The 18,282-nt window shown below is 53.9% G+C and carries 16 protein-coding genes; 5 read left to right on the top strand and 11 right to left on the bottom strand.

The features are described from left to right. Positions 1–5: 5 nt before the first annotated feature. From atpD to P398_RS0104945, 9 genes are all read right to left on the bottom strand, one after another. Entirely contained in the window at positions 6–1,424 is a 1,419-nt protein-coding gene (gene atpD / locus P398_RS0104985; RefSeq protein WP_034798906.1) for a F0F1 ATP synthase subunit beta, read from the bottom strand. Between the two features lie 34 nt (positions 1,425–1,458). Continuing rightward, a complete protein-coding gene (atpG, locus tag P398_RS0104980; RefSeq protein ID WP_024370833.1) occupies positions 1,459–2,316 on the bottom strand; it encodes an ATP synthase F1 subunit gamma in 858 nt (285 codons plus the stop codon). Positions 2,317–2,352: 36 nt separating this feature from the next. Continuing rightward, the gene (atpA, locus tag P398_RS0104975; protein ID WP_024370834.1) at positions 2,353–3,861 is read right to left on the bottom strand and encodes a F0F1 ATP synthase subunit alpha; all 1,509 of its coding nucleotides are present in this window, start codon (positions 3,859–3,861) and stop codon (positions 2,353–2,355) included. A gap of 18 nt (positions 3,862–3,879) precedes the next feature. Next, positions 3,880–4,413 (bottom strand): F0F1 ATP synthase subunit delta, encoded by a 534-nt coding sequence (locus P398_RS0104970; RefSeq protein WP_029334271.1) that lies wholly within the window; start codon positions 4,411–4,413, stop codon positions 3,880–3,882. Further along, positions 4,413–4,940 carry a F0F1 ATP synthase subunit B gene (atpF, locus tag P398_RS0104965; protein ID WP_029334270.1) on the bottom strand — a complete coding sequence of 176 codons (528 nt, stop codon included), beginning with the start codon at positions 4,938–4,940 and terminating at the stop codon, positions 4,413–4,415. Before atpF ends, P398_RS0104970 begins: the two co-directional genes overlap by 1 nt. A gap of 71 nt (positions 4,941–5,011) precedes the next feature. Then, the gene (atpE, locus tag P398_RS0104960; protein WP_024370837.1) at positions 5,012–5,224 is read right to left on the bottom strand and encodes a F0F1 ATP synthase subunit C; all 213 of its coding nucleotides are present in this window, start codon (positions 5,222–5,224) and stop codon (positions 5,012–5,014) included. A gap of 68 nt (positions 5,225–5,292) precedes the next feature. Beyond that, positions 5,293–6,030: a F0F1 ATP synthase subunit A gene (gene atpB, locus P398_RS0104955; protein ID WP_024370838.1), complete on the bottom strand. Its 738-nt coding sequence runs from the start codon at positions 6,028–6,030 to the stop codon at positions 5,293–5,295. Positions 6,031–6,032: 2 nt separating this feature from the next. Next, complete coding sequence (locus tag P398_RS0104950; RefSeq protein ID WP_024370839.1) at positions 6,033–6,443, bottom strand: ATP synthase subunit I; 411 nt, start codon at positions 6,441–6,443, stop codon at positions 6,033–6,035. Next, the gene (locus tag P398_RS0104945; protein ID WP_029334269.1) at positions 6,440–6,667 is read right to left on the bottom strand and encodes a hypothetical protein; all 228 of its coding nucleotides are present in this window, start codon (positions 6,665–6,667) and stop codon (positions 6,440–6,442) included. The genes P398_RS0104950 and P398_RS0104945 overlap by 4 nt, the downstream gene beginning before the upstream one ends. 636 nt (positions 6,668–7,303) lie before the next feature. Between P398_RS0104945 and P398_RS0104940 the strand changes: the two genes are divergently transcribed. The 5 genes from P398_RS0104940 (at position 7,304) to P398_RS0104920 (ending at position 15,797) form a co-directional block, all read left to right on the top strand. Further along, entirely contained in the window at positions 7,304–8,713 is a 1,410-nt protein-coding gene (locus P398_RS0104940; RefSeq protein WP_029334268.1) for an FAD-binding oxidoreductase, read from the top strand. After that, on the top strand, positions 8,710–10,035 hold the full coding sequence (locus P398_RS0104935; RefSeq protein ID WP_051638868.1) for a (Fe-S)-binding protein: 1,326 nt from the start codon (positions 8,710–8,712) through the stop codon (positions 10,033–10,035). Before P398_RS0104940 ends, P398_RS0104935 begins: the two co-directional genes overlap by 4 nt. Before the next feature lie 189 nt (positions 10,036–10,224). After that, complete coding sequence (locus tag P398_RS0104930; RefSeq protein WP_029334266.1) at positions 10,225–12,894, top strand: cation-transporting P-type ATPase; 2,670 nt, start codon at positions 10,225–10,227, stop codon at positions 12,892–12,894. Between the two features lie 198 nt (positions 12,895–13,092). Beyond that, entirely contained in the window at positions 13,093–14,217 is a 1,125-nt protein-coding gene (locus tag P398_RS0104925) for an ABC transporter ATP-binding protein (RefSeq protein WP_024370844.1), read from the top strand. Next, complete coding sequence (locus tag P398_RS0104920; RefSeq protein WP_029334265.1) at positions 14,214–15,797, top strand: ABC transporter permease/substrate-binding protein; 1,584 nt, start codon at positions 14,214–14,216, stop codon at positions 15,795–15,797. The genes P398_RS0104925 and P398_RS0104920 overlap by 4 nt, the downstream gene beginning before the upstream one ends. Before the next feature lie 35 nt (positions 15,798–15,832). Here the strand turns inward: P398_RS0104920 and upp are convergent, their stop codons facing one another. Together upp and P398_RS16340 are read right to left on the bottom strand one after the other, a co-directional pair. Then, a complete protein-coding gene (gene upp / locus P398_RS0104915; protein ID WP_024370846.1) occupies positions 15,833–16,462 on the bottom strand; it encodes a uracil phosphoribosyltransferase in 630 nt (209 codons plus the stop codon). A gap of 137 nt (positions 16,463–16,599) precedes the next feature. Further along, positions 16,600–17,991 carry an endo alpha-1,4 polygalactosaminidase gene (locus tag P398_RS16340; RefSeq protein WP_160151226.1) on the bottom strand — a complete coding sequence of 464 codons (1,392 nt, stop codon included), beginning with the start codon at positions 17,989–17,991 and terminating at the stop codon, positions 16,600–16,602. Positions 17,992–18,282 lie beyond the last annotated feature (291 nt).

Genomic DNA, 18,282 nt, shown 5'->3' with positions numbered 1-18,282 from the left:
AGGTCTTAGACCAACGTCTTCGCTTTTTCGATGACGTCTTCGATTGGACCGACGAGACGGAACGCATCTTCCGGAAGATCATCGTGTTTTCCATCGAGGATCTCTTTGAAGCCGCGGACAGTCTCTTTAACCGGTACGTACGAACCTTTTTGGCCTGTGAACTGCTCGGCCACGTGGAAGTTTTGTGACAAGAAGAACTGAATGCGACGGGCACGGTGAACCGTGAGCTTGTCGTCTTCAGACAACTCGTCCATCCCGAGGATGGCGATGATGTCTTGGAGTTCTTTGTAACGTTGGAGCGTCTGCTGCACTTCACGGGCTACTTCGTAGTGCTCTGGTCCGACGATGTCAGGCGAGAGGGCACGTGAAGTCGAAGCGAGCGGGTCAACGGCTGGGTAGATCCCCATCTCCGAGAGACGACGCTCAAGGTTTGTCGTCGCATCAAGGTGAGCGAACGTTGTCGCTGGAGCCGGGTCAGTATAGTCATCGGCTGGTACGTAAACCGCTTGGATCGATGTGACCGATCCTTTAGCTGTCGACGTGATGCGCTCTTGAAGCATACCCATTTCCGTCGCGAGTGTCGGCTGGTAACCTACGGCAGACGGCATGCGACCGAGAAGGGCCGATACTTCAGAACCTGCTTGTGTGAAACGGAAGATGTTATCGACGAAGAGAAGAACGTCTTGTCCTTGCTCATCACGGAAGTATTCCGCCATCGTCAAACCAGTCAAGGCTACACGTAAACGCGCGCCCGGCGGCTCGTTCATCTGACCGAATACCATCGCCGTTTGTTTGATAACGCCTGAGTCCGTCATCTCGTGGAACAAGTCATTTCCTTCACGCGTACGCTCACCGACTCCTGCGAATACAGAAATCCCGCTGTGCTCTTGCGCGATGTTGTTGATGAGTTCCTGGATGAGGACGGTTTTCCCTACACCGGCACCACCGAAGAGACCGATCTTACCACCTTTGATGTAAGGGGCGAGAAGGTCAACGACTTTGATCCCTGTCTCGAGAATTTCAACCTTCGTCGACAACTCGTCGAACGTCGGTGCTTGACGGTGAATCGGTGAACGACGCACTGTCGGTGATACTTCTTTATCGTCAATCGGGTTACCGAGGACGTTGAAGACACGACCGAGCGTCTCTTCCCCTACTGGTACCGAAATCGGTGTGCCTAAGTCAAGTACTTCCATGCCGCGGCGAACGCCGTCCGTCGAGTCCATCGCAATCGTACGGACCGTGTCATCCCCAAGGTGGATCGCCACCTCGAGCGTCAAGTCGACACTTACGTCTTCCGCCGACGTTGCCACGTGCGTGACTTTGAGGGCGTTGTAGATGTTCGGTAAGTGGTTGTCGAACTTCACGTCGATAACTGGGCCCATGACTGCGACTACGCGGCCTTTCATGCCGTATTCGTTCATCGTGTTAGCCTCCTACAATCTAGAGGGCGTGCGCTTATTCAAGCGCAGCCGCACCTCCGACAATCTCTGTGATTTCTTGTGTGATCGCCGCTTGACGCGCGCGGTTGAACTTGAGCTTGAGTCCACGGATGAGTTCATCCGCGTTGTCTGTCGCGTTCGACATCGCCGTCATCCGGGCCGCATGCTCCGATACTTTCGCATCGAGGAGCGCGCCGTAGATGAGTCCTTCCGCATAACGCGGGAGGAGCGCCGCTAAGATCGTTTCTTCTTCTGGTTCGTATTCATACATCACATTCGATGCGGTCTGTTCGATATTCCCAAGCGGGAGCAGTCGATCGATTTTCACTTCTTGGCTAATAACAGAGATGAATGAGTTGTAGCAAAGCTTCAGCTCATCGATCTCGCCTTCACTGAACGCGCCGACCGTCTGCTTGACGATCTCCGCGACTTCAATGAATGATGGCTGGTCGTTCAATCCTGTCATGGCACTGTACACCGGAATGTTCCGTGCCTTGAAGAACTGAACGCCGACCTTCCCGATCACATACAGACGATACTCGTCCGTTGAATCGTGTTTCGCTTTCAATTCGCGATACACGTCGCGAAGGACGCTGGCGTTGTATCCACCAGCTAGTCCGCGGTCTGACGTGATGACGATGTATCCGGTCCGTTTGACGGGACGAACTTGAAGCATCGGGTGTGTTGCGCCTGAAGTACCGCCGGCAATCGACGAGATGACTTCTTGCAACTTGGTCATGTACGGCTTGAAGTTGGCGTTGCTCCCTTGAGCGCGGTTCAATTTCGAGGCCGACACCATGTTCATCGCTTTCGTGATTTGCTTCGTGCTTTGGGTCGAGGTGATCCGCATCTGGATCTCACGTAATGATGCCATTTCGATTCACCACCTTAATAGACGCTCGTCACCGGATTAAACCGATGGCGAGAACGTCTTTTTGAATTCCGTGATTGCATCGACCATCGCTTCATCCGCAGGAAGGTTTCCTGTTTGACGGATTTCACGGCAGAGATCGGCACGGTTTTGGTCGAGCCATGCGTTCATTTCTTTTTCGAAACGACGGATGTCTTCGACAGGAACGTCATCGAGATGACCTTTCGTGAGTGCGTAGATGATAATGACTTGCTTGTCGACCGAGAGCGGTGCGTTCAAGTCTTGTTTCAAGACTTCAACGGTACGTTGTCCACGGTTGAGCTTCGCTTGCGTCGCTTTGTCGAGGTCAGACCCGAACTGGGCGAACGCCTCGAGCTCACGGTATGACGCGAGGTCAAGACGGAGCGTACCGGCAACTTTCTTCATCGCTTTCACTTGAGCCGAACCACCAACACGCGATACCGAAAGACCGGCGTTGATCGCAGGACGTACCCCAGAGAAGAAGAGATCCGACTGAAGGAAGATTTGACCGTCTGTGATCGAGATAACGTTCGTCGGGATGTAAGCCGAGATATCCGACGCTTGCGTCTCGATGAACGGAAGTGCTGTAAGCGAGCCGCCACCGAGTTCGTCGTTCAACTTCGCCGCACGCTCAAGAAGGCGTGAGTGGAGGTAGAAGACATCCCCTGGGTAGGCTTCGCGGCCTGGAGGACGACGGAGAAGAAGCGAGAGCTCACGGTAAGCTGCCGCTTGTTTCGAGAGGTCATCATACACGACGAGGACGTGTTGTCCGCGGTCCATGAAGTACTCACCCATCGATACCCCAGCGAATGGTGCGAGGTAAAGAAGTGGGGCAGGCTGTGAAGCCGATGCCGAAACGACGATCGTGTAATCGAGGGCGCCGTTTTGACGGAGCGTCTCAACTACGCCACGGACAGTCGATTCTTTCTGACCGATCGCGACGTAAATACAGATCATGTTCTCTTCTTTTTGGTTGATGATCGCATCGATCGCGACCGAAGTCTTACCAGTTTGACGGTCACCGATGATGAGCTCACGCTGACCGCGACCGATTGGTACGAGGGCGTCAATCGCCTTAATCCCAGTTTGGAGCGGTTCGTGAACCGACTTACGGGCCATAACGCCGTAAGCTTTACGCTCGATCGGGTTGTATGTGTCCGTCACGATCGGTCCGAGACCGTCGATCGGTTGTCCGAGCGGGTTGACGACGCGTCCGAGGAGCGCCTCACCGACCGGTACTTCCATGATGCGACCCGTACGTTTTACCGAGTCGCCTTCTTTAATGCCTTTGTAGTCGCCAAGGATGATAATCCCGACGTTACCTTCTTCTAAGTTTTGCGCCAAGCCCATTACGCCGTTAGAGAACTCTACGAGCTCCCCCGCCATAACGTTATCGAGTCCGTGTGCACGTGCGATCCCGTCACCTACTTGAATGACTGTACCCGTCTCACTGACTTCGATTTCAGAGCCGTACGAAGCGATTCGCTCTTTTAACAGGGCGCTAATTTCTTCAGCTTTGATCGTCATTGAATTCACCCCTATTTCTTACGCATTCAACAGTTCACGCTCGAGGCGTGTCAGTTTAGTTTCGATTGTATCATCGTACGTCGTGTAACCGATTTGGACGCGAAGTCCACCGATGACGTCTTCGTCGACGACATTCTGTAATTGAAGCGTCTTGCCCATCTTCTGACCGAAGATGAGTTCGACTTCTTTTAAGTCCGTTGCCGACAATGGGTAGGCGCTCGTGACGAACCCCTCTGCGATGCCGCGGAAATCGTTCGCATATTCGCGGACGTAGCGCGGCAACGCGCGAACTTCGCTCGCACGGTCGTTCTCGACCATGACGAGAAGTGTGTTCACGACGATTGCCGTCATATCACCAAAGCTATCTTTCAAAAGCTGTGCAAGCTCGCTGTCCTTGACTGCCGGATTCGTTAAGAGGTCCATCAGTTCAGGTGTCGCGTGGAGCACTTCATCGAGCAGACGCACTTCCGCTTCGACTTGGTCGAGCGTGCCTTGTTCCCGCGCTAAGTCGAAGAGCGCTTTTGCGTAGCGTTTTGCTAAAGATGCGTTCATTAGTTAGCACCTTTCGCTTTTGACAGGAAGTCTGTGACGAGGGCACGTTGTTTCGCTTCGTCACCTTTAAGATCCGTACGAAGGACGTGGCGTGCTGCCGAAAGCGCCTGTGTGACGACTTCCGTCTGAAGCGATTGTTTCGCCAGCTCACGCTCGCGCTCGATCGCTTTCTCAGCCTCGATTTTAATTTGTTCGGCTTCCAAACGCGCCTGCTCCACCAAGCGTGCTTGTTCTGCTTCAGCCTGACGACGACTTGAATCAAGCATTTCTTTCGATTCCGTACGTGCCGCGCTGAGCGCTTCACGTTGTTCGACGACATAAGTTTCCGCATCTTTGCGGCTCTTTTCAGCGAGCTCAATTTCGTTCGCTACATACTCTTCACGCTGTCTCATCATTCCAAGGAGTGGTCCCCAAGCAAATTTCTTCAACAGGGCCAAGAGTACGAGGAATGTGAAAAGTGTAAAGATCATATCCAGGATGCGGAGGCCTTCGCCGCCAGCACCAGCTGCAATCATCATCGTATCCATGCATACCCTCCTCTTGACTAAATAAGTGAGGGAGACGTGCTCCCTCTTACGTTGTTCTCGTTAACTCGCAATCAAGAGTTGAGGAGAAGGAAACCGACAGCCACACCGATGATCGGGAGGGCCTCAACCAAACCGATACCGATGAACATTGTTTGACGAAGTTCGTTTTTGAGTTCTGGCTGACGTGCTTGACCTTGTACTGTTCCGTATACGATGAGACCGTTACCGATACCTGCCGCGAGTGCTCCAAGACCGATAACGAGTGCTGTTGCAAGAAGATTCATTTGTTCCATTGTGTATATTCCTCCTAAAAGTTAAGTAAATAGTTTTTTGTGTTCAACGCTTTGGCGAATTAATGCTCGGCTGAAGCTTTGTGCCCGATGTACACCATTGCAAGCGTCAGGAAAATGTAGGATTGGATAACCCCGATAAAGATTGAGAAACCTTGCCATAGAATCATTGGGAAGATTGCGAACACAGCACCGAGCGGGTTTAGCGCCCCTTGTGCGGTAATTGCGAGTCCCAAGATGATGGTAATCATGATTTCACCGGCAAAGATGTTCCCGTAAAGACGCAGACCGAGCGTCAAGGTGTTCGCGAACTCCTCGATGAGCTTGATCGGCAACAAGAACCAGACCGGTTTGACGAACTCTGCCGAATAGTGTTTCAACCCGTGCAACTTCACCCCGTAGTAGTGCGACATTGCAACGACGAGTGTCGACAACGCCAATGTGACGTACGGATCGGCCGTCGGCGAGTTGAACCATAAGTAGTGACCGGAAATGACGTTAAACGGTAGACCCATTAAGTTTGAGAATAGAATGAACAAAATCAACGTCATTCCAAACCCGATAAAGCGTCCGCCGGTCTTCCAGTCCATCGCACTCGAGATGACCCCTCGTACGAATTCTGCAAAGAACTCCATGAAGTTCTGTTTGCCTGTCGGCTTCATTGCCAAGCGTCGTGTCCCCCAGACGGCGAACGTGAAGACGAGCAGTGAAGCGATCAGCACCGTGATGACGTTCGTCCAGCTCCCATATAACGTGTAATCTCCAAGTTGTAGAGAATAGGTGGGAAACTCATGACCCATTATTATTCACCTCTTTTCCTGCTGAGCTGGGCAAGTGTGAACTCGCCAAATTGTATGATGTGGCCGGCGATTAGACCAGTTACCACCGCAATGAGCGATACTCGGTCCTCGTAGAAGAGACCGACTATCACGGCTAACGCACCGACTGCCATCCTTGAAACAGTCCCGTGCGATTTCGGGCGTCGCCCATGTTCGATGACGTCATACATGCGAATGACGCTTCGATTCTGCATATGTAGAATGATCAAGCTGGCGACCCCGCCTAGGAACAATCCGAGAAAGACCGGCTTGTACATAGGGGCGATGAGCGCTCCGACGAGGAGAATGGCGAACCATCCGATAAACCACTTCGTATAGCGTTTCATCAGCTCTTTTTGTGCTTTTCTGTCTGCTTGCACTTGTTGTAGATTCATTCGTTCTCTCCCGTCAATAAACTTCGCAGGGTGAGAACAAGCGCCGTGATCCCGAACGCCATGCCGAGAAGCACCGACACATTCCAACCAAACGTACCCCACATTTCACGTCTCGCTCCATATTGGCCGACGAGATACCCAATGACAATCGGTCCAGCAAGCGCGGTCGAGATTTGGGAGGCAAGCGAGGCATAGGATAGGTAACGATTGTCTTTTTTCGCCATCCTACTCCCCCTTTCTCTCTAGGAAGCTTGTCCTTCATCTTGGTCGATTCACACTCGCATGACCATCAAAAGTCACACAAGTTCAGAGTAATGGAAATGGCATAAGAAGTCAATGAATTTCACAATTATAAAAGCGCTTTAAAGCAAGTCGTATCAAGGCTTTTACCCGATTCACAAACTAAATTAAAATCGCTAAATTTTAAAAAAGTATGAAGAAACGGTGAAATAAAAATGTTGAACTGATAACATTTCACAAAGCGAACAAGATGAAGAATAGTTCAGTTATACCTCCACGTTTTGGAAAACACAACGGCAAACGGTGCACGTTCACAAAAGATTTTGAAACGGGCGTTGACCCGATTTTGAAATCGTTTACATCGCCCTGTTTCAGTATACCGATACCCGTTTTACCGTGTCGAGGGGTTGTGCGGAATTTATCGTGATGTATGTCACAGTCGATTTTCCGTGTGCTCAAAGCCTGGAAATCCCCTCCTATCAACGGGGAATGGGTGGACAATCCCAATTCGAATCGCTACGATTACGATGTAAGCGCTACCTAAATTTGTGTCGATTTTGTGACTTTCGGAACCGACGCCCGCATCGCTATGCAACGGATGCGTGTCAGGAGGATGTATTATGGACTGGCTCGATCAATTACGGAATGAACTCGGGGGCGATATCGTCTTCTCCGACGCGACGACACGGCTCGCCTATTCGTTCGACGCGACCCCCAATTACCAAGCGATGCCGGACGCCGTCGTCGCTCCCCGCTCGACCGCAGACGTACAGACCGCCTTACGGCTATGCAACACGTATCGTGTCCCGGTCATCGCCCGCGGGTCGGCAACGAATTTAGCCGGCGGCACGACGCCTCTCGCCGGCGGCCTCGTCATGGACTTTCGTCATATGGACCGGATCGTCGAGATCGACGAGAAAAACTTGACCGTCACCGTCGAGCCCGGCTGCATCACCGCCCGGTTGGCCGAGGCCGTCGAGGCGAAGGGGCTGTTTTACCCGCCGGACCCGAGCTCGATGAAAATCTCGACGATCGGCGGCAACATTAGCGAGAACTCCGGCGGCTTGCGCGGATTGAAATACGGGGTGACGGCCGATTACGTTCTCGCCCTCGAGGCGGTGCTCCCGAGCGGCGAGGTGCTCCGCACGGGCGGCAAGCTCGCCAAAGACGTCGCCGGATACGATTTGACACGACTGCTCGTCGGTTCGGAAGGCACACTCGCCGTCATCACCGAGGCGACGCTCAAACTCATCCCGCTCCCCGAGACGAAACAGACGATGGTTGCGCATTTCCACGATTTAGACGGCGCGGCACGGACGGTCAGTCGAATCATCGAGAATCGCATCATACCGGCCACGCTCGAGTTCATGGACAAAAAGACGATTGAAGTCGTCGAGGCGTATGCGAACATCGGCTTGCCGACTGACGTCGGCGCGCTCCTGCTGCTCGAACAAGACGGACCGGCCGAAGTCGTCCGGCGCGATATCGAGGCGATGCAAACCATCTGTCTCGCCGAAGGCGCCTCGCTCGTCGAAGTCGCCCGGGACGAAGTGCACGCCGAGACGCTGCGCTACGCCCGTCGGACCGCCTTGTCCGCGCTCGCCCGGCTACGTCCGACGACGATTTTGGAAGATGCGACCGTCCCTCGGAGCGAGATCGCCGAGATGGTCCGGCGCATCGAGGCGATCGGCCGAAAGTATGAAATCGAGATCGCCACGTTCGGCCATGCCGGGGACGGCAACCTGCACCCGACCGTCGCGACCGACGCAAGGGACCACGAAGAGATGGAACGCGTCGAGGCCGCCTTTGCCGACATCTTTGCCGCGGCACTCGAGCTCGGCGGGACAATCACCGGCGAGCACGGCGTCGGGGCGATGAAAGCTCCTTACCTCGAATGGAAGCTCGGCCCGGTCGGCATCGAGGTCATGAAAGGCATCAAGCTCGCCTTTGACCCGCTCGGGATCATGAACCCGCAAAAGATGTTCGCCAAAGCGGCGAAAAAACGCATTACGCAAGGGGGCCGCTCATGAAACACACACCTGAACTCGCCTCTCGCATGGCCGGGACGCTTGACTATGAGGAGATGCTCGGCTGCATGCGGTGCGGCTTTTGTCTCCCGACGTGCCCGACGTACATCCGCTCGAAAGACGAGTCGGCGTCCCCGCGCGGACGGATCGCCATCATGAAAGGCGTCGTCGACGGCTTGATCGAGCCGGACGACGGCGTCGAGAAAACGCTCAACGAATGTCTCGGGTGCCTCGCCTGTGAACCGGCATGTCCGGCCGGCGTCCGTTATAGCGTCTTGTTAGAAGATGCGCGCGCCGCCATCACCGTCCATAAACGAGCGACGGGCCAGATGGACGTGCGCGAGCGTGTCATCCGAAAAGTCGTCTTCGACGGACTGTTCTTGAACAAGTCGAAGATGCAAACGGCGACGAGTTTTCTCCGTTTTTACCAACAATCCGGGGCCCAGACGCTCACCCGCAAGCTCCGTATCCTCGACTGGTTCCCGGACCAGCTGCAGAAGATGGAGGCGATCTTGCCGGCCGTTCCCGCGCGAACGGAACGGGTGCGGCGACCTGACCGGGTCCGAGCGACCGGGACGACGACGGCTCGCGTCGCTTTCTTCAGCGGATGTCTGATGGACACGATGTTTTACGAGACGAACGCGAACACGATCAAACTGCTCCAAGCCGCGGGGTGTGACATCGTCATCCCGGAAAGCCAACAGTGTTGCGGCGCCCTCCATGGACATGCCGGCGAACAGCCCGGGGCCGTCGTGCTCGCGAAACGAAACATCGAGGCGTTCGAGTCACTCGACGTCGATTTCGTCATCACGAACGCCGGCGGGTGCGGGGCGTTCCTCCTCGGCTATGACCATTTGCTCCACGACGACCCGGCATGGAAGGATCGGGCCGAGCGGTTCACGGCAAAGATCAAAGACTTCGCGCAAGTATTAATCGAGGTCGGCTTCCTCGACCGTGTGACGCTCACCCTCCCGGACCAACTCATCACGTATCAAGACTCCTGCCACCTCCGGAACGTACAAAAAGGAGCGCTCGCCCCGCGGGTGTTGCTGCAGGCGATCCGAGGGACGACGTTCGTCGAGCAACAACATGCCGACCATTGCTGCGGCTCGGCCGGGGTGTACAATCTGCTCCAACCCCGTATCGCCAACGACATCTTAGAGATGAAAATGGGCCACGTCCGCGACACGTCCGCTCAGACGATCGTGACGTCTAACCCCGGCTGTCACCTGCAAATGCAACTCGGGATTCAAGAACACGGCACACCGTCGATGCGGGCCGTCCACCTGGCGGACTTGCTCGCCGAGGCGATGGATCCGCGATAAGTCGAAGAGAGGGAAACCCCTCTCTTTTTGTGTGTCCACACATTCCCCTTCACGGATTCACACATACTTCACAATTCCGATTATTTCACATGGAATTAAAGTTTACACACTTTTTCACATGGGTAAGAATGGAGTATAGACTGTTCTACCCGTCTGTCTAAATGAAGAAAAAGAGAAAGGGGTTTTGATATGGAAGAAAGGCACTGGCATACGCTATCGATTCACGAGACCGAGGATCACCTCGACACCGATATCGATCAAGGACTCCGTGAAGAGACCGCACAGGAACGAATTGAGAAGCACGGGAAAAACGTGCTCCCGGAACCAAAGAAAGACCCGAAGTGGCTCAAGTTTTTACGGCAGTTCAACGACGTGCTTATCTACGTCCTCCTTGCCGCCGCTGTCATCACGGCCGTCCTCGGTTATTGGTACGACACGATTGTCATCGCGCTCGTCGTCCTCATCATCGGGATCATCGGCTACTTGCAGGAGAACAAGGCAGAACAAGCACTCGAGGGCATCAAGAACATGTTGTCCCCGTCCGCCCTCGTCCGTCGTGACGGGAAACGGAAAGAGATCGAGGCCGAGTACCTCGTTCCTGGAGACATCGTCTACTTGAAGCCGGGGGATAAAATCCCAGTCGACCTCCGCCTCATCACGGCGGAGAACATGAAAGTCGAAGAGTCGGCACTGACGGGTGAAGCGATCACCGTCGACAAGACGCTCGACCCGCTCGAAGAGAAAATCGGCCTCGGCGACCGGACGAACTTGGCGTTCTCAGGGACGTCCGTCGCTGCCGGTACCGGTAGCGGTATCGTCATCGCGACCGGTTCGAAGACCGAACTCGGGAAAATCAATGCGTCGATCGCCGAAGTCGAGAAAGTGCAAACACCGCTCATCCAACAGACGCAACGCTTCGGAAAAACCGTCGCCAGCGTCATCGCTGGTGTCGCCGTGTTCACCTTCATCTTCGGCTACTTCTTGCGTGACTACGAGACGGCCGAGCTGTTGCTCGCGGTCATCGGTCTCGCCGTCGCCGTCATCCCGGAAGGATTACCGGCGATCATCTCGATCATCCTCGCCCTCGGTGTCCGCCAGATGGCCGACAACAAGGCAATCGTCAAGAGTCTCCCGTCCGTCGAGACGCTCGGCGCCGTATCGGTCATCTGTTCCGATAAGACCGGGACGTTGACGAAAAACGAGATGACGGCACAGAACATCCAACTCGCTGACCGTACGCTACAAGTGACGGGTTCAGGATATGCCCCGGAAGGTCGCATCGAGTCTGAAAACGACGTCTACTCGAACAAGCAAGACGAGGTTCTCAACGAGATTCTTCTTGCCGGTGTGACGTGTAACGATTCAGACTTGTTCTTCGATGAAGAATCGAAGCAATGGAAGATCACGGGCGACCCGACCGAAGGCTGCCTGCTCACACTCGGCGAGAAGGCGGAAGAGTCGATTCGACCACTCCGCGTCATCTCGAAGATCCCGTTCGACTCGGCGCACAAGTATATGGCGACACTCTCGCCGCGTGACGACGAGCATGTCATGTATTTGAAAGGTGCACCGGACCGCTTGTTCTCGATGGCCGAAGCGAGTGATTCGAACTTCCCGACAGACATGTGGGAAAAGAAGATGACCGACCTCGCCAAAAAAGGACAACGCGTCATCGGAGTCGCAAAACGAACGTTCAACACGTCGAAAGAAAAGATCGACCATGACGACTTATATGAAGGAATTGAATTCCTCGGGCTCATCGGCATCATGGACCCGCCACGTCCTGAGGCGATCGAGGCGGTCAATGAGTGCCAATCGGCCGGCATCCAAGTGAAGATGATCACCGGCGACCATAAAGAGACGGCCATCGCCATCGGTAACGAGCTTGGCATCTCGACAGAGGCCGGCGCCATTCAAGGGACCGAGATTGACGACTTGACCGACGAAGAACTCGCGGACGTCGTCGGGCAGTACAATATTTTCGCCCGGACGAGCCCTGAGAACAAGACGCGTCTCGTCAAAGCGCTTCAAACGCAAGATCATATCGTCGCCATGACCGGTGACGGTGTCAACGACGCCCCGGCCCTCCGCCGCGCCGACATCGGTGTCGCCATGGGGATCAAAGGGACGGAAGTATCGAAAGAAGCGGCCGAGATGGTGCTTGTCGACGATAACTTCAATACGATCTTCAAAGCCGTCAAAGAAGGCCGCCGCGTCTATGACAACTTGAAGAAGACGATCCTCTTCATCTTGCCGACGAACGGAGCCCAAGGGTTCGTACTCCTCATGAGTATCTTCCTCGGCACCCAGCTCCCGCTCACGGCGCTTCAAATTCTGTGGGTGAACATGGTCGTCGCCATCACGCTCTCGTTCGCGATCGCGTTCGAGCCGCTCGAGCCGTCGACGATGAAACGGGCACCTCGCCCGAAGAAGACGCCGCTCTTGAGCCGGTACTATATCTTCCGAATCTTGCTCGTCTCGCTCATCATCGGTGGTGGGACGCTCATGTACAACCTGTATATGAACGCCGGCGACTATAGCGTCGAATATATCCACACGATGACATTGAACACGATCGTCATCGCCCAGATGTTCCACTTGTTCAACGTCCGGGTCGAGACAGAGCCTGCCCTCAACCGCTCGTTCTTCGAAAACCCGATCGCGTTTTACGTGTCAGGGGCACTCATCGTGCTCCAGCTGTTCATCACGTACGTGCCATTCATGAACACCGCGTTCGGCACGACCCCAATCGCAGCGAGCGACTGGATCATCCCGTTCGTATTCGGGCTCGTCGTGTTCTTCATCATCGAACTCGAGAAACTGATCTCACGGACTGTGATGAAACGGAGACAATCATAAGTTCCAACATAACAAGAGGAGTGACGTCTCAACGCGTCACTCCTCTTGTTTGTGTTCCTTGATTTTTTCATGCTGTAACCTCTCCTTATCCCGTTATTCAACAGTTTCAAACCTTAATCACAAAAAAAGATGTTTACATTTTCATAACAAGGGAACATTAAGGTTATGTGAAAATAATATTTGGAAAGAGTTGAGTTGATGATTGAATTTAAACAAGTGAAAAAAACGTTCAAAACGACGACCGTTTTGAAAGAGATGAACCTGACGATCAACAAAGGCGAGCTCGTCGTCTTTATCGGCCCGTCCGGTTGCGGCAAGACGACATCGCTGAAAATGATTAACCGTTTGATTGAGCCGACAGAAGGAACGATTATCGTCAACGGTCAAGATACGCGGAAGATGGACCCGATCGAGCTTCGCCGCCAGATGGGGTACGTCATACAACAGACCGGCCTCTTCCCCCACATGACGATCCGTGAGAACATCCAACTGATCGCAAGCCTCGAAGGACACGCCGAGCAAGACATGGACGCCCGCACCGAGCACCTGCTCCGCATGGTCGGTCTCGACCCAGATCAGTTCATCGACCGTTACCCGAGCGAACTGAGCGGTGGCCAGCAGCAACGCATCGGTTTCGCCCGCGCCCTCATGAACGACCCGGAAGTCATCCTGATGGATGAGCCGTTCAGCGCCCTCGATCCCGTTACCCGTAACGACCTGCAAGAAGAGCTGTTCAACCTACAAGAAGAAGTGAAAAAGACGATTGTGTTCGTCACCCATGATATGGATGAAGCGATCAAGTTGGCCGATCGCATTTGTATCATGCGCGACGGGGAAATCGTTCAATTCGATACACCCGAACAAATTCTTCGTAACCCGAAAGACGCGTACGTCGAATCGTTCATCGGGAAAAATCGGATTTGGAACAGCCCGGAATATATTAAGGCAAAAGACATCATGATCACCGACCCGGTATCGATCAGTGGGAAACGGACCGTCTTGCAGGCGATCGAGATCATGCGCTCACGCAAAGTCGACAGCCTCTTGATCACGGACCGGGACCATGTCTTGAAAGGTTTGATCAAACTAAAAGATGTCCACGGCATCCAAGACAAGACGAGACGGCTCGAGGAAGTCATGAACGTGGATTACGCCTTCGTCTCGAGCGAGGACTCGCTCCTCGATATATTAGACGTCATGAACACGAGCGACCAAGGGTATCTCCCGGTCGTCACCGGTCCGACGCTTGAGGGACTCATCACACGTAGCAGTCTGCTTTCCGTCCTCAGTGAGCAATTCATGCAAGAGGAGGAAACAGTATGAACACGATTCAATCATTTTTCAGTTACTTTGCGGGCAACACCGACCAAATCGGGACGCTCTTACTCGAACACTTACAATTGACCGTCTTCGCGGTCTCACTCGCGGTACTGATCGGTGTCCCGCTCGGCATCGTCATTCTTCGTATCCCGCGCCTCGCCAAACCGATCCTCGGTCTGACGAGCGTCGTTCAAGCGGTGCCAAGTCTCGCCCTGCTCGGTTTCCTCATCCCGTTCATCGGCATCGGGTCGACACCGGCCATCATCATGGTCGTCCTCTACTCGCTCCTCCCAATCGTGAAGAATACGTATACGGGACTGTCGAGTATTCCTGGCGACACACTTGAGTCGGCCAAAGGAATCGGCCTGACCGATCGTCAGATTTTAAGCAAGATCCAGTTGCCGCTCGCCTTGCCGATCATCATGGCCGGTATTCGCATCTCGGCCGTCACGGCCGTCGGGCTCATGACGATTTCGGCGTTCGTCGGGGCAGGCGGACTCGGTTATCTCGTCTTCGCCGGCATCCAGACGGTCGACAACAACCAGATTCTCGCTGGTGCCATCCCGGCCGGTCTTCTCGCCTTGTTGATCGATTTCGTCGTCAGCCGCATCGAGTATAAAGTCGCCCCGAACGGCATCGTCCTCGCCGACGGCCGCATGAAAAAGAAGACGCGTCGATCGAAGAAAGTCGTCAAACCGGCTATCGTCATCGCGACAGCGTTCGCTTTACTTCTCGGTGGCTCAATTTATGCGTTCACACGTGAAGATGACACGATCGTCATCGGCTCGAAGAACTATACGGAGCAGGCCATCCTCGGCAACATGGTCGCCGATTTGATTGAAGAGAAAACAGACCTCGACGTGAAACGCCAACTCAACCTCGGCGGGACGCAAGTCGCGTTCAGCGCCCTTCGGACCGGAGAGATTGACGCGTACGTCGAATATACGGGCACGCTCTTCGTCGACGTCTTGAAGCAAGAAGTCGACAACGACCCGGACGCCGTCTATGAACAAGTCCGGACGCAAATGCAAGACCGCTTCGATATCCGGACGCTCGACCCGATCGGCTTCAACAACACGTTCGCCATCGCCGTCAAACAAGAGGACGCCGACAAATACAACTTGAGCACCGTCTCCGACCTCGCCTCGGTGAGTGATGAGCTCGTCTTCGGTCCGACGATTGAGTTCTCGAACCGGGAAGACGGCTATCTCGGCCTGAAAGAAGCGTATCCGTTCAACTTCGCGGATGTGAAACCAGTCGACGGCGGCTTACGTTACACGGCGCTCATGAACGGCGAGAGTCAGGCCATCGACGGTTTCTCGACCGACGGCCTGTTGAAGCGGTTCGAACTCGTCGTCCTCGAAGACGATCAACAGTTCTTCCCGCCTTACTACGCCGTTCCAATCGTCAACGAAAAGACACTTACCGAGCATCCCGAGCTCGCGGACGTGTTGAACTTGTTGAACGGTAAAATCACGGATGAAGTGATGCAAGAACTGAACTACCTCGCCGACGTCGAGAAACAACGTCCCGAGAAAGTCGCACGTGACTTCTTGGTCCGCGAAGGACTTCTAACCGACTAAAAAAACGCAATCGCCGCGGCGATTGCGTTTTTTGCTTATTTCGTTCCGAACAAACGGTCACCGGCGTCGCCCATCCCTGGGACGATGTAGCCGTGGTCGTTCAATTTCTCGTCGAGTGCGGCGAGATAAATCTCAACGTCCGGGTGTTCGTCTTGAACACGTTCGACGCCTTCCGGTGCTGCACAGAGGCAAGCGAGCTTGATCGACTTCGCGCCGTGCTTTTTGAGTGCCGCGATCGCGTCGGCAGCCGAGCCACCTGTCGCAAGCATCGGGTCGACGACGATAAAGTCACGCTCCGTGATATCCGTTGGCAACTTGAGATAATATTCGTGCGGCTCGAGCGTCACCGGGTCACGGTATAAACCGATGTGACCGACTTTGACGTTCGGCATCATTTTGAGGAAGCCATCCACCATGCCAAGGCCCGCCCGTAAAATTGGGACGATTCCCAATTTCTTGCCGGCGATCATCTTCTGTGTCGATACCGAGACCGGTGTCTCGATCTCCACGTCAGTAAGTGGAAGGTCGCGTGTAATTTCATATGCCATGAGCGACGAAACTTCGTCGACGAGCTCGCGGAACTGCTTCGTCCCCGTCTCTGCTTTGCGCATAATCGTCATCTTGTGCTGAATCAATGGGTGGTCATAAACGTGTACTTTTCCCATCATGCTTCACTCCTCTCTCAATCTCTCTTGAGCATTGTACCCTAACTCTTCTGAGAAAGGTAGGGTCAACTTCTGTTTTCCAAGAGGTCAGACGAAACCCCAAGGGCTCACTTCGCACCTCGGGGTTCTGATTGCTCTTAAAATTTGAAGAATTTCATGAAACCGGCCGAAGCATGCTTCACTTTGCCGCACATATTGCCTTTCGGGGCATCTTGCTTGGCGTGGTGCATAGGTTTGGCGTCATGTTTTTTAACTTTCTTCTTACCGTGCGGCTTCTTCTTCACGTCTTTTTTCGACTTGACCTGCTTCTCGTCTGTGACTTTCGGCGCGGCCACAGGTTTTGTCGTCTGACCCGATGTCGTCGCGGCCGGTTTGGCCACTGGCTTGGCAACTGATTCCGTCTTCGGTGCAGTCGTCGTCTCAGCGGCTGGTTTTACAGCTGTTTCCGTCTTCGGTGCAGTCGTCGTCTCAGTGACCGGTTTTACGGCTGTTTCCGTCTTCGGTGCAGTCGTCGTCTTAGGGGCTGGTTTTACGGCCGTTTCCGTCTTCGGTGCAGTCGTCTCAGCGGCTGGTTTTACGGCTGTTTCCGTCTTCGGTGCAGTCGTCGTCTCAGCGGCTGGTTTTACGGCCGTTTCCGTCTTCGGTGCAGTCGTCGTCTCAGCGGCCGGTTTGGCCGTCGTCGTCGTAACTGGTTGAGTCTGTACCGGTGCCGTCGGTGTCGCGTCCGCCGTACGCGTCACGAGACCGGCGTTCCAATTCACGTATTCGTCCGCTTCATGGAAGTGGATGAATCCTGAGTCTTTCGCGAGCTTATGGCTCTCCGCGCTTTGACGCGTCGAAATCGTGAGCGTCTTCACCGAATGCTTGGCGTCGACCGCCTGCAACTTCTTGATCATGTTTTGTGACCAGGCGTCGCTCTTGATCGTGTCGGCGTTGAAGCTTTCCCACATGATGCCGTCCACGTACGTCGCCGTCGACGTCTCCAGTGTATCGAATCCCCAGTTTTGGACCATGGCGATGTTGCCGTAACGCGCACGGGCCTCTTTCAAGAAGTTGACAAGTCCGTCACGTTGTTGCTTGAGCACGGTCGGGTTGTTCAAATGTTCGTTGTCGATATCGCCGACCGTGTCCATGAACACGCCGTCGATCCCTTTGGCCACGACTTGGTTTTGGATTTCCGTGAGCAACAGCCCTTGGAAATGCGTCGAGGCGATATTCGTCAAGTACGAATCCCATTCCGGGTAATGGACACGCTGTCCGTTACGCGTGAAGAAATCACCTGACTGAAGTTTTGACATGAGACCGGTGTTCCACGTCGCGACTTCCATGACACTAATATAACCGAGCACTTTCGTACCGCGTGACTTGATCTGTTCAACTTGAGCTTTCGTGTAATGAAGCGGCTCGATGATGACGAGATCATAGTTTTGCATGTCTTTGATGATCGTTTCGTTCGGATGACCGTAATATACTTGATAATTTTTCACACCGTCGAGTGGGTTCATCGTTTGCGCTCCCGTTTTTGACATGTTCAAACTAAGTACGAACAACACTACTGTTAGAGACAACATTAACTTTTTCAATTTCACTACCTATTCCTCTCCTGATGACTAACAAAACGTGGTGACGGACGATGAGGGTAAATTGAGGTTTTTGTCCCAACTCCTCCTTTTTCATGAAATGACGAAAGGTATAGTGCTGTATGGTTTATGAGTATATCGGAGTTATGTAGAATATGTTTAACCTTCGCAAAAAAAATTATAGGATAGTTTTTCGGTAAAATATAGTGTCAATTTGACAACAAAAAACCGCTTTTCTGA

Origin of the sequence: Exiguobacterium aurantiacum DSM 6208, assembly GCF_000702585.1 — a bacterium.
In the GTDB taxonomy this organism is placed as follows: domain Bacteria; phylum Bacillota; class Bacilli; order Exiguobacteriales; family Exiguobacteriaceae; genus Exiguobacterium; species Exiguobacterium aurantiacum.
Note: the sequence above shows the minus strand (reverse complement) of the source record. Positions and strands in the feature narration are given on the sequence as shown.